At 46.4% G+C, this 13155-nt stretch carries 13 protein-coding genes; 1 reads left to right on the forward strand and 12 read right to left on the reverse strand.

Annotated elements, in window-relative coordinates; all coding sequences use genetic code 11:
• Positions 1 to 67: 67 nt before the first annotated feature.
• The 8 genes from MKY23_RS21790 to MKY23_RS21825 form a co-directional block, all read right to left on the reverse strand.
• Positions 68 to 328: an IreB family regulatory phosphoprotein gene (locus tag MKY23_RS21790; protein ID WP_090915537.1), complete on the reverse strand. Its 261-nt coding sequence runs from the start codon at positions 326 to 328 to the stop codon at positions 68 to 70.
• Between the two features lie 129 nt (positions 329 to 457).
• Positions 458 to 3079, reverse strand: coding sequence for an alanine--tRNA ligase (gene alaS / locus MKY23_RS21795; protein WP_154887527.1), 2622 nt, complete (start codon positions 3077 to 3079; stop codon positions 458 to 460).
• Positions 3080 to 3585: 506 nt separating this feature from the next.
• A complete protein-coding gene (locus MKY23_RS21800) occupies positions 3586 to 4653 on the reverse strand; it encodes an AI-2E family transporter (RefSeq protein WP_090915541.1) in 1068 nt (355 codons plus the stop codon).
• Positions 4654 to 4995: 342 nt separating this feature from the next.
• The gene (locus MKY23_RS21805; RefSeq protein ID WP_090915543.1) at positions 4996 to 5205 is read right to left on the reverse strand and encodes a hypothetical protein; all 210 of its coding nucleotides are present in this window, start codon (positions 5203 to 5205) and stop codon (positions 4996 to 4998) included.
• A 10-nt stretch (positions 5206 to 5215) separates the two neighbouring features.
• Positions 5216 to 5737, reverse strand: a complete 522-nt coding sequence (locus MKY23_RS21810; protein ID WP_090915545.1) for a PRC-barrel domain-containing protein — start codon at positions 5735 to 5737, stop codon at positions 5216 to 5218.
• Between the two features lie 164 nt (positions 5738 to 5901).
• The gene (locus tag MKY23_RS21815; protein WP_339832186.1) at positions 5902 to 7053 is read right to left on the reverse strand and encodes a cysteine desulfurase family protein; all 1152 of its coding nucleotides are present in this window, start codon (positions 7051 to 7053) and stop codon (positions 5902 to 5904) included.
• Between the two features lie 309 nt (positions 7054 to 7362).
• Complete coding sequence (locus MKY23_RS21820; RefSeq protein WP_339832189.1) at positions 7363 to 7971, reverse strand: acetylglutamate kinase; 609 nt, start codon at positions 7969 to 7971, stop codon at positions 7363 to 7365.
• A gap of 160 nt (positions 7972 to 8131) precedes the next feature.
• Entirely contained in the window at positions 8132 to 8551 is a 420-nt protein-coding gene (locus MKY23_RS21825) for an Rrf2 family transcriptional regulator (RefSeq protein ID WP_056701259.1), read from the reverse strand.
• Positions 8552 to 8785: 234 nt separating this feature from the next.
• Between MKY23_RS21825 and mnmA the strand changes: the two genes are divergently transcribed.
• Positions 8786 to 9910 carry a tRNA 2-thiouridine(34) synthase MnmA gene (gene mnmA, locus MKY23_RS21830; RefSeq protein WP_154887523.1) on the forward strand — a complete coding sequence of 375 codons (1125 nt, stop codon included), beginning with the start codon at positions 8786 to 8788 and terminating at the stop codon, positions 9908 to 9910.
• Between the two features lie 133 nt (positions 9911 to 10043).
• On the opposite strand, the gene crcB (MKY23_RS21835) is transcribed toward mnmA, so the two are convergent.
• The 4 genes from crcB (MKY23_RS21835) to MKY23_RS21850 form a co-directional block, all read right to left on the reverse strand.
• On the reverse strand, positions 10044 to 10403 hold the full coding sequence (crcB, locus tag MKY23_RS21835; protein ID WP_090915554.1) for a fluoride efflux transporter CrcB: 360 nt from the start codon (positions 10401 to 10403) through the stop codon (positions 10044 to 10046).
• Entirely contained in the window at positions 10400 to 10801 is a 402-nt protein-coding gene (crcB, locus tag MKY23_RS21840) for a fluoride efflux transporter CrcB (RefSeq protein ID WP_090915556.1), read from the reverse strand. The genes crcB (MKY23_RS21835) and crcB (MKY23_RS21840) overlap by 4 nt, the downstream gene beginning before the upstream one ends.
• A gap of 2 nt (positions 10802 to 10803) precedes the next feature.
• Complete coding sequence (locus MKY23_RS21845) at positions 10804 to 12111, reverse strand: replication-associated recombination protein A (RefSeq protein WP_090915558.1); 1308 nt, start codon at positions 12109 to 12111, stop codon at positions 10804 to 10806.
• A 90-nt stretch (positions 12112 to 12201) separates the two neighbouring features.
• A complete protein-coding gene (locus tag MKY23_RS21850; protein ID WP_339839624.1) occupies positions 12202 to 13053 on the reverse strand; it encodes a LysR family transcriptional regulator in 852 nt (283 codons plus the stop codon).
• Positions 13054 to 13155: the final 102 nt, after the last annotated feature.

Genomic DNA, 13155 nt, shown 5'->3' on the forward strand with positions numbered 1-13155 from the left:
AGTCTGTCTTCTGTCGGTTCATTATCCGTTTGCCTACAAGGCTGCAGACAAACGGAAGTGGCGTATATTACCGGTGATTGGCCAGGTAAGAACGAACAAGCTCTTCAATCAGCTCGTCGCGCTCCTTTTTCCGGACCAGACTGCGTGCGTTGTTGTGACGCGGAATATACGCGGGGTCGCCGGATATCAGATATCCAACGATCTGGTTAATGGGATTATACTCTTTATCGACCAGCGCGTCATATACCGTGAGAAGAATCTCTTGTGAAGATGCCTCCTGTTCGTCACCTTTCACATTAAATTTAACCGTCTTATCCATGGAGTCCATTGATGACACCTCGCTCCTGCATGAACATGGGGACCATGTCCTGCCGAATTGATTTCTGTTTATATAATAACATATTCTGACTGCCACAAGTACACAAAGGATAAGGCAATTGTGTTTTTTGCTTGTCCTTTACTGGCTGACGATGGAAATCGCCAGTTTCAATGCTTCATCCAGCTTACTTGCGTCCTTGCCTCCGGCCTGAGCCATATCCGGACGTCCACCGCCGCCGCCGCCGCATACTGCAGCAACTTCCTTCACAATCTTACCGGCATGCAGACCTTGTTTCACCTGCTCAGCAGGTACTGCGACTACAAAATTCACTTTGCCATCCGCCGGCGCACCGAGTACAAGAACAGCATCTGGCAGTTTTACTTTCAGCTCATCCGCGACGGTACGAAGTGCATCCATATTCGGTGCATCTACACGAGCGGCCAGCAATTGGGTATTGCCTGCTTGTACCACTTGATCCGTCAACTGGCCTGCTTCCATCGCGCTGAGTTTGCTTTGCAGCGATTCAGTCTCTCTCGCAGCTTCTTTCAGTTGTTGATTCAGACCTTCAATCCGCTTCGGCACATCCGCTACATTCGCCTTAAGAAGGTTTGCGGACTGTTTGAGCAGTTCCAGCTGGCTTTCCACATACAAATATGCACCACGGCCTGTCACAGCTTCAATCCGGCGTACACCGGAGCCGATTCCACTTTCGCTGACCAGTTTGAAAATTCCAATCTCTGAAGTATTATTTACGTGACAGCCGCCACAAAGTTCCAAACTGTAATCTCCAATTTGCACGACGCGCACGATATCTCCGTATTTTTCGCCGAAAAGAGCCATTGCTCCCATTTCCTTCGCTTCATCGATGCCTTTCAGCTCAATGTTTACGTTCAGACGATTCCAGATCTGTTCATTCACTTGACGTTCAATTTCAGTCAACTCTTCCGGTGTAATACTGCCGAAGTGAGAGAAGTCAAAACGTAGACGCTGTGGTTCCACCAAGGAGCCAGCCTGATTAACATGCGTGCCGAGCACATCTTTCAATGCTTTGTGCAGCAAGTGTGTTGCCGTATGGTTTTTAATGATATCGCCGCGTTTGGTTGCATCCACTTCTGCTTGAATAACATCACCCACACGAAGCTCACCGGACTCAATCGTCACCACATGCACATGCTGCCCTTGCGGAGCTTTGAACAGACCTTGAACCTTTGCTACAGCACTTCCACTGCGAAGCAGGCCTTGGTCACTGACTTGACCGCCGCTTTCTGCATAAAATGGAGTTTGATCCAGAATAACCTGAGCAGTCTGTCCTTCTCCTACAGAGTCTGCAAGAACATCTCCGGTAACAATAGCTACCACTTTTGCTTCCGTCAAAAGGTCAGTATATCCAACAAACTCGCTTTTAACCTCCAGGTCAGCCAGCGGTCCACCTTGAATCTTCATGCTTTCGTTCTCTTGACGCCCTGCACGCGCACGATCACGTTGCTCCTGCATGGATGCATCGAAGCCCTCACGATCTACGGTCAGACCATGTTCAGACGCATAATCCTCAGTCAGGTCAAACGGGAATCCGTACGTATCGTATAGTTTGAATGCTTCTGGTCCGCTAATCACTGTACGTCCTTCAGCTTTGGCTGCAGCACTGATATCTGCCAGAATGGAAAGTCCGTCTGACAACGTTTCGTGGAAACGTTCTTCCTCGGTTTTGATCACTTTGGCAATAAATTCTTGCTTCTCTACCACTTCAGGATAGTACATGCCCATCACTTCACCAACAGTCGTTGTCAGCTCATACAGGAACGGACGATCCAGGCCCAATACTTTACCGTAACGAACAGCACGACGCAGCAAACGGCGAATGACATATCCGCGGCCTTCATTGCTTGGCAATACGCCATCACCTACAGCAAATGCCACGGTACGGATATGATCGGCAATGACTTTGAGCGCAACATCAATCTCAACGCTATCATTATATTTAACGCCTGCCAGTGCAGCCGTTTTCTGAATCATCGGTTGGAACAGATCGGTGTCAAAGTTGGAATCTACATTTTGCAGAATGGAAGCAAAACGCTCCAGACCCGCACCTGTATCAATATTTTTGTTCGGTAGCGGTGTATAGCTACCGTCTTTGTTATGGTTAAATTGCGAGAATACAAGGTTCCACACTTCCAGATAACGCTCGTTCTCTCCACCTGGGTACATTTCAGGATCGTTCATATCGTTACCGTAAGCTTCCCCACGGTCATAGAAGATTTCAGTACAAGGTCCACATGGGCCTTCGCCGATATCCCAAAAGTTTTCGTCTAACTTGATGATGCGTTCAGCTGGCAATCCAATTTTTTCATTCCACAGCTTGAAGGCTTCTTCATCTTCCGGGTATACGGTAACAGACAAACGTTCCGGATCGAATCCGATCCACTCTTTGCTCGTTAAGAACTCCCAAGCCCAAGTCACTGTTTCTTCCTTGAAGTAATCACCGATGGAGAAGTTACCGAGCATTTCAAAGAACGTATGGTGACGACGCGTTTTGCCGACATTCTCGATATCGTTGGTACGGATACATTTTTGTGAGTTTGCAAGACGTGGGTTCTCCGGTTTCTCCCGTCCGTCAAAGTAAGGTTTCAGCGGTGCCATACCTGCGTTAATCCACAACAGGGAAGGATCGTTGTGTGGTACAAGCGACGCGCTTGGTTCAATTTTGTGACCTTTACTTGCAAAAAACTGGATCCATTTGGATCGGATTTCACTAGCTTTCATACTGGTTGCCCCCATCAAATTATAAGTTCCGCAGCGAGATCGCCCCGGTTGGTTAACAGATTGTTTGTACGTTTTCCAGGTAACACATCTGTAAAAATAAACACAAAAAACGCCCCTGAATGATCAGGGACGATGTTATCGCGGTACCACCCTGGTTATTGTTCTTCTTCCCTTATTGAAAGGATTCAACTCCCGTCATTGGAAGGATAAAACGAACAATCGCCTCGTTCATGCGAGTAACGGTCGCGCCCGGCAGGGTTGTCCTGCACTCCGAAATCAGCTTTCTGCCGCTTCAACTTTCAAGACTCTCCCAGCCAGCGAACTCAGAACATGTCTGAATTCGAAGAAGTCTATTCTCTGAGGAAAGGAACCCTCGGCATACTTCATTTCATCATCGATTTTAATTTAGTAAACATACACCCTCATTATATCGATAGAGTTACCCAGTGTCAACGCGCCTTCTGAGGCGATTCCAGATGATTTCCTGTCTCACTCGGCCCATTTGATCACTCGGTTCTCCGCTTGATGTAATAGGCGAAGAAGTGTTGCACGATAACCTTCAACACGGCAAAGACCGGTACTGCCAAAATCAGACCGACGATCCCCGCCAGTTCTCCACCGACCAGAAGCGCAAAGATAATGGAGAGTGGATGCAAGTGTAGCGTTCGTCCAACTACCTGTGGGGAAACTACATTGCTCTCTAGCACTTGGCAGAGTGTGTTCACCGCGATGACCAGTAGTACCATTTTGAAAGAAACCGTTGAAGCCATCACGACCGCAGGTGCCGCCCCCAGAAAAGGACCCAGATACGGCACGATGTTGAATACCGCCACAATACTTGCCAGAAGCAGAGCATAAGGCATATCGATCACGATATATCCGATATAGGCAAAGATCCCCACAATCACACAGACGATAAATTGTCCCCGGATATAATTGCCGAGTGCGGTGTCGATCTCTTTCATCACGGAAACAATGGCTTTACGGCGAGAACGAGGCAGATAAGCCACTACTGTGCGTTCAAATACATCAAAATCTTTTAACATATAAAAAATCAGAAACGGCACAATAAATACGTTAAACAGCACATTAATCGTCGCTCCGATATTGTCCATTAGCACGGTGATTCCTTGCGTAAGTCGGTCTTCCATCTGAAAAAACCAGCTGTTCATGCCTGTGCGTATGCTTGGCGGCATTAATTTGTGATCCATATTGTTCATCAGGTTTTGCGCCCGCATGGACAATTCCGGCATATGTTCATTTAACTCTTCCAGCTGTTCAATCAGCACAGGGATGACATTCATTAAGATGACTCCAATGCAGGTCAGAAAAAAAGCATAGATTAACAGAACCGCAATGGAACGCGGAACTTTGCGTCCACCAAGCATGCTCACAATCGGATTAAGCACATAAGATATGATCAGTGCAACGATGAATGGGGCCAGTACCGTTTTCAAAAATCCATAGATATGTAATAATAACGGCCGTAACAGCCAGATAAAATATAGAATGATTAATCCGAGCAAGAGCCAGATCGCGTAACGAAACATTTTATTTTTGGTTAGTTGCTCCACTTCGATTCTCCCCTTTGGACTGCCTCTACAGTTCAGTATATGGACTGGCTCTGAAAGTCAGTATATGTAGGAGAGGGAATTTTTATTAACTCCGTGCAGATGTGGTAAATGAGAAGAGGAAGGGAATAAGAATATGTTCTGTGTTCATCATTGCATAACAAAAAAACGCTCTCCTCTAAATAAAGAGGAAAGCGAATTTTATGAATCATTGCCTCATATAATCAACCATATGCTTCCTGACCACTATGTAACTACATCTATATCCTTCTGTCGCCAGATTGCGACATCATTAAATGACATGTATTGTCATGAAACCGCATATAGAGGAAGTTAAACCGCGTATTAAGAAGAAGCGTGAATATGTGGGAAGTCTTGTGGCAACTCTTCTCCGAAGAACAAATCATCCAGAGAGCTTAAAGTGCCGTCCTCTTCCACCTGATACACAGACATTTTCTCACCGTTTACCGTTAACTCAATAAAGCATCCCCAGCAATAAAACTGATGGGAGCCAATTTTTCCGATATCTTTCGAACTACAATTTGGACATTTCATATTCATTCACCTATCCATTAACAGAATGAATGGCATTTTCCAAGCGCTGTTCACTCAGTGGCGGTACCATAATGGCACTTTCTCCGATTGACATATCACTTGTACATGGCAGCCATTTACGGCCCTCGATCAGATCGGACACAAAACCGTCCGTAATTTCAATCCCTATTATTGTATTTCCCAACTCTTGGTCAAAATAAACATCAGAGACACGTCCAAGCAGCAAACCTTCTTCGGTGAGCACGGACATCTCCTTCAATTTAGAACGACCAAGGAGGTATGTGTATTTTATGTCGTCGGCCCCCGTCTTGCGGACAGCCTGTTGATTACGGATCATGACGGCATCTTCGCCATAGGCAACGATATCTTCCCATTGCACCATTTTGACATGATTGGTAAACAGGCCCTTATTCTCAAGTTCAATGCCTTCAATCTCCCAATCATCATTCACAATGAAATCCTGGATTTTACCGACCTGCTTCCCGTCCTCAACATCAAAAACGGCAAGTCCGATCATTTCCTGAAGCTTCATCGCTGGGTCCCCCTCATCTTCTTCACATTGTATAGGCGCGGCGCTATTGCTAGGTATGCCCAAAGTTGATGAGTGGCAATCAGACGCCGATCATCAAACCGCTACTATTCAACCGATGAAAATGGAACTCCTTCCCTCCTTCTGTTCCATGTGTAAAGAACCCCTTAAGGTTTATTACGTAGCCGTTGAAGAATGGTTCCAATTTTTTCGGCGGTTGTGATGATTTCTTTTGTAGTATTACCCAAACCCCAGCTAAATCGAATCGCAGACTGTAAAAATGCTTCTGGCAAGTTCATCGCTTTGAGTACGTGGGATACTTCCAGGGAACCAGAAGTACAAGCTGAACCACTTGCTACAGCGATGCCCTCCATATCCAGATTCATCAGCATCGTTTCAGTAGATACCTCGGGGAAGCTGATATTGAGAATATTGGGAAGCGTATAATCATGATGTCCGTTGACATGAAAATGTTCTGTCCCTACATGAATGGAAAACTGATCAAGCAATATTTTTTTTAATTCCAGTGCATGCTGCAGGTGCTCCTCTGCATTCTCGGTAATGATCTTTAACGCCTCTGCAAAACCTGCAATCCCCGCAATGTTCTCTGTACCTGCACGACGTTGTCGTTCCTGTAAGCCACCATGTGATCTGGCTTCCAATGTTACACCACGTCTAACATACAGCGCACCCACACCCTGCGGTCCGTTAATCTTGTGCGCAGAGAAGCTAATCAGATCTACAGGCAAGTCTCTACAAGAAATCGGCTGGCTGCCCAGTGCTTGAACCGCATCTGTATGAAATAAAATATCATGCTGACGCGCGAGTTCACCAACCTCACGAATCGGCTGAATCGTGCCTACTTCGTTGTTGGCATACATCATTGTGATCAGCACGGTGTCAGGTCTGATGGCTTCACGCAGTTCCTCCAGCTTGATGCGCCCAGACTCGTCCACAGACAGATAGGTCACATCGTATCCCTGCCGCTCAAGTTCTTGACATGAGTGCAGTACAGCATGATGTTCAATCTCCGTCGTAATCACATGTTTGCCTTGATCTGCTCTGGCAGCAACCGCCCCAAAAATCGCCAGATTGTCGCTCTCTGTCCCGCCACCTGTAAATACAAGCTCGTCCGGTTTACATCCCAAAGATGCCGCGATACTGTCTCTTGCTCCACTGACCGTGCGTTTGGCTTCACGTCCAAAGGCATGAATGCTGGATGGATTACCATATTGCCCCGTCATCACATTCATCATCGCTTCTGCGACGCGTGGATGCATAGGTGTCGATGCGGCGTGATCTAAATATATACGATTCATCGATATCACCCCGTTAGTTATTGGATTTCGTTTTTATGATCTTAGCACTGGTACAGGCAGGCTTTGATCTCTGTTGGCATGGCTAAAGCCCCCATTATGGGGGCTTCTATGTTATCTTCTAGATGATCAACTTCATTTCTTAATTTCTTCCTAAATGTAGCGCATCTTTAGATTTAATTGCCGCTATTCTTTCGTGAGCGCATATTATATTCTACCACTTTTTTTCAACGAAAGTAACCTATTTTCATTCATGAATGTTATGAGTCACACGCAGAATTGGTGATGATCCTGTACGTTCTATGTGTCTTGTTAATATTGAAATACAGAAGGAAATTGTTGGACAATTCCACTTGTCATCATATCAGCCATCCCCAAAGCCTGTGGCTCAATAGAATCACTTAATTCAACATTCCTTACGTAATCTTTCGCAATGCGACTGCCGACCTCTTCCGTAAGAAGACGTAGATGCTCATACATCATCCTTTGCCATTCCACTTTTGACCAATATGGATTAATTTGCGCCAAAAAAGTAGCAATTTCATCAGCATTGGCATACCAACGTTTCTCGGCATCTGCTGCTGCTGTACTATTGCCTGACTTCAAGTCAGTAACAAGTTCTGCGGCAATCGTTAAATGTTCTCTAAGCAGTTTTTCAAATTGACCGGCAATAGCAGTCCCATAGATCGGTGCAAGTACCTGAGCAAAATCACTTGGATTTCTTAACAGTCTTGCGGTTGTAGGTTGAACGTCACCAAGTCCATCAACGATACTATTCACGGTTAATCTCGTCCAGAACACATGCTGTTCCCATAGTGATCTGAGTTTCCTGTTCAAATCTACGCTAGCTGTTGTGCACTGCAAGGAATCCGTTTTTCGAAAAGTTGGATAATAATAAGTCGGAACATAATTAAACATCATCCGTCAACTCCTTTTTACAACAATATATAGGGAGCAGCCTACATTGGTGCATCCCAATCAGATGTTGATCAAAATCGGGAGTCGGAACAAAAAAACAACCTCACTGCTATCAACAGTAAAGTTGTTTTTTGCTGGCGTTGATTGAAACACAAAATGGAAACTAAATATAAAACATGTACGAATCTTTCTTTTCCTGATCCTCAAAAGTAATCAAGTCTTTCAATGTTGTTGAATCCAGCACTTCTGCAATGCTATCACGGATGCGCAGCCACAAATCACGCTTAGCCGGGTCATCTTCTTCCGTAAAGTCTACTGGCGAGATCGGCCCCTCCAGTACACGAATGACATCCCCTGCAGTTACCGTTGCAGGATCACCTGCCAGAATGTAACCGCCATATGCACCGCGGATACTCTTAACAAGGCCAGCATTACGCAGTGGCGCAATCAGTTGCTCCAAATAATGTTCAGAGAGCTGGTTGCGCTCAGCAATGCTCTTCAAAGATGTTGGACCTTCGCCGGTTCTTGCGGCCAGCTCCATCATGATTGTGAGGCCGTAACGGCCTTTTGTCGATATTTTCAAAGGAGTCACCTCTTTCAATTTTCAAAAAAATACATCTAATCCTCCGTATTCCGATCATAACCCTCAAGTAATGTTAACATATCTGCATGCGTTATGGAAAAGAAAGATTGACGATATTGCAAAATGTGCGTCTGGAGTGGACACTATCCAAAGTTGGCCGGGTGTATCGTAAGTTCGGTCGGGTTATGCTAGAATAGTAACGAAACACATTTATATATAGAAATGGTGATAACGATGTCCAAAGCAAATGAAAATACACGGGTCGTCGTTGGCATGTCCGGAGGTGTGGATTCATCGGTTACCGCATTGCTTCTGAAAGAGCAAGGTTACGATGTCATCGGCATTTTCATGAAAAACTGGGATGATACGGACGAGTTCGGCCATTGCACCGCTGAAGAAGATTCAGAGGATGTGCGCCGGGTGTGCGAACAGATCGGCATTCCGTACTACACTGTCAACTTCGAGAAAGAATACTTTGATAAAGTATTTACCTATTTCCTTGATGAATATAAGTCGGGTCGTACGCCGAACCCGGATGTCATGTGTAATCGTGAGATTAAATTCGGTGAGTTCCTGAACAAAGCGCTGGATCTCGGCGCAGATTATGTAGCTACTGGCCATTATGCGCGCCTCATTGAAGAGGACGGCACGTTCAAATTGTTGCGCGGTGTGGACAACAACAAAGATCAGACTTACTTCCTGAATGCTCTTAATCAAAAGCAGCTCTCCAAAGCCATGTTCCCGATTGGTCACCTGCCTAAACCGGAAGTGCGCAAAATTGCTGAAGCTGCCGGTCTGTACACAGCCAAGAAAAAAGATAGCACAGGTGTATGCTTTATCGGCGAACGTAATTTCAAGGAGTTCCTGAGCAACTATCTGCCAGCCAAAGGCGGAGACATGGTTGATATCGTAACGGGTGAAGTCAAAGGCCGTCACGACGGTCTGATGTACTACACGCTGGGTCAACGTCAAGGACTTGGCATTGGCGGTTCCGGCAACGGCGAGCCTTGGTTTGTCGCTGATAAAAACCTGGAGAAAAATCAATTGCTCGTAGTGCAGGGCGACGCTCATGCCAGCTTGTACTCTACAGGTCTGACGGCTACAGGCGTAAACTGGATTGCAGGTGCAGAGCGCACACCGAATGTGCCTTTCCGCTGCACAGCCAAGTTCCGTTATCGTCAACCGGACCAAGGCGTTACATTGACTTGGCAAAAGGACGGCAGTGTGGATGTACAGTTTGATCAACAGCAAAAAGCGATCACGCCAGGACAAGCCGTTGTTTTCTACGACGGAGAGGTTTGCCTTGGCGGTGGTACGATTGATCAGGTACAGAAAGTCCCTGTACCAGCGATGCAATAACAGGACTTACTCATCACTTGAGAGTGGTGAAGTCAATTCCCTGTATTCCTACAAAAAAAGCCGTCTTTCATGTAATACCATGAAGGATGGCTTTTTTCCTGCTTTTTTTTGCAAAAAAATTTAAATATTTAACTTATGCAGTGAGCCAAACTCCTGCCAGACAACCTAATATTCCCACCACCACTGAACTTACCACGTAAATAACGGCTCTGGCTTGTCGCTGTTGCCCCATTAACGTTAATGTTTCATACCCAAAGGTAGAGAACGTGGTGTACGCTCCGCAGAAGCCAGTTCCCCATACTACCCACATTGCGTCTGGCAAACTTCCTGCTTGATGCCCGCCGTACAACATTCCCAAAATAATAGAACCGCTGATATTAATTACCCACGTTGCCCAAGGAAAAGCGGTGCCAAGTTTGCCGGAGACAACCTTTCCTAGACTATAACGGACTAGTGCGCCTAACACACCTGCTAATCCTATCCAGATGATCATAGGCCATCACCCTCTTTGGGGGAGACACTTAACATTCGATTGCCCAGCTTGATCCCAAGGGCGCAGAGCACCAGTCCTGCCACAACACTCAAAAGGAGATAAGCCGCTGCTTTCAACCATTCTCCACCCTCCGTTAAACGAACGAAGTCCAGTGTGAATGTGGAAAAGGTCGTGAAGGCTCCAGTAAAACCTGTGCCAATGGCGAGGCGAAGCTGTGGTGTTATTTTCTCAGGAATAGCGATAGTAAAAAAAAAGCCCAAAAACAGGCTGCCGATCGCATTGATCAACAGCACTGCCCATGGAAAACCTGTATTGGCCGAGGGGAGCATCAGTTGAATGGTGTACCTGGTTAATGTGCCTAGAAACCCGCCGGCTCCGATATATGCTAACTCTTTCATCTCTACAGCTCCCTGCGCCGCTGTTGGTTCAGCCTGATCTTCGACTCATTCCCCTGCTCTGTCGCCTCGTAAAATACTCTTCGAGACAGCTGTTTTGGCAGATACTCCTGTTTCACATAATGTCCCGGGTAGTTATGAGGATACTGGTATCCTTCATGTCCCAGCTTGGCAGCACCTGAGTAATGGGTATCCCTCAAATGCAGCGGTACTTCGGCCGACTTCACCTCATCAATGGCGCTCATCGCTTTGGATATCGCAGTATATACTGCATTGGACTTCGGACTTTCCACCGCAAACAATATGGCTTGCGCAATATTTAGCTTGGCCTCCGGCCAGCCGTTATTTCGGTACGCATCAAGCGCCCCAATGGCTTGGGTCATCGCCTGCGGATTTGCCAGTCCAATGTCCTCACTGCTCGCGGCAATCAGACGACGGATGAACGTCATGGGGTCCATGCCCAGTTTCTCCACGGCATACAGAAACCAGAACAGTGCCGCATCACTCGAACCACGAATGCTTTTGTGAAAAGCGGATAATACGTCATACTGCGTGGACTCGTCTGCCTTGACAATGGGACGACGGATCGACTCTTCCGCGACAGCCAGCGTGATGTGAACCGTTCCATCCTGCTCAGGCGGTGTCGTTAGCGCGGCAAGCTCCAGAGCATTCAGGGCACGGCGAATATCACCATTCGCCATCGTAGCAATGTGTGCCAGTGCTTCATCATCGGCTTTCAGTTCCATAAACCCAAGGCCTTTATCCGCATCGCTTAGCGCTCTGCGCATCGCAATCAGGGAATGCTCCTTATTTAAGGATTCCAGTTGAAAAAGGGTGGATCGACTCATCAAGGCTCCGTTTACATAATGGAAGGGGTTTTCCGTCGTTGCCCCGATAAAAATGATCGTGCCCTTCTCCACCGCTGGTAGCAGTGCATCTTGGCGTGAACTGTTAAAACGATGTACCTCATCGAGGAAAAGAATCGTTTTGGTTCCATACAGTTGTTTATTCGTCTGCGCCTGCTCAATGACTTCTCGTACATCCTTCACAGAGGCATCCACAGCATTCAGTCGCACGAATTGTCCTTGAGTGTGCTGAGAGATGATGTGAGCAAGTGTTGTCTTGCCACATCCCGGAGGCCCGTACAACAGGATGGATGAAATCTGATCAGCTTCAATGGCTCGGCGTAGCAGCTTTCCTGGCCCGATAATATGTTCCTGCCCTATATATTCATCCAGATGCTCAGGCCGCATGCGGTCTGCAAGCAATCTGGCCTGTGGTTGTGTATCCTGTTGAAACGAAAATAAATCCATGGTTTTATCACTTCCTTAACGGATTGCCAATCTGATATTCAGTTATTAACGTGATCAAAATGTTAAAATGAATCTCCACTCGCTATCATATCATTCCTGCGGAAGCATCGCCATAAATGCCCCAAGCGCACTGCTGACAAACGCATCCTTACGAGTAATAAATCTTGTCATCATACGGTTCATGCCAACCGGAAGAGCATATTTACGCAGCAAACCACTTTTGATCTGCTGGTGAATGACGATTTCAGGTAATAGAGAGATGCCCATTCCAGAGGCAACGCCACTGATAATCGCCTCGAGCGTCCCAAATTCCATAATAACAGGCCTGTGAACACCACTCAGAAGCATCCAGTCCTCCAAAATTTTACGGTAAGAGCACCCCATACTGTAAACCAATATCGGCTTTCGGATCAGTTCCTCCTCTGGCAGACTTGGAGACGATATAACAAAAAGTTCTTCATCAAATACATCCACAGATTTAATATCAGGATGGTCACAAGAACAACCAACAAATGCGCCTTCCATTTCATACCCGATAACCTGGTCAATAAGCATTTGTGAATGACCTGTAGCCAGCGCTAGTGAAACTTCCGGGTACTGGCTGTAATATGTTGCAAGAAGACGTGGCAACCTTACCGCCGCGGCTGTCTGTATGGAACCAATTTGCAAAGGGCCAGACGGTGTATTGGTAGCCTGGAGCGCTTTGGATGCATCATTCAACAGACCAATGATTTTATCAGCGTAAGTTAATAACGTCTCTCCCGCTGGAGACAAAGTCATTCCCCGATTGTGACGGATAAATAAAGGTGTGCCTACTTCAGCTTCCAGATGCCTGATGCGTGCCGTAACGTTGGATTGAACGTACCCCAGCTTGGCTGCAGCTCTGGTCAGATTTCCTTCCTGTGCAACACATTGAAATATTCGAAGATCCCCGCTCTCCATCATGCCTCCGCTCTGACATCATTCAAAATGATATCCAGTTCATTTGTAATCATTATACTCTCTTGCCAGAGCGTACTACAATGATGACATATTCATCTGTTG

Origin of the sequence: Paenibacillus sp. FSL R7-0272, from assembly GCF_037969905.1 — a bacterium.
Taxonomy (GTDB): domain Bacteria; phylum Bacillota; class Bacilli; order Paenibacillales; family Paenibacillaceae; genus Paenibacillus; species Paenibacillus polysaccharolyticus.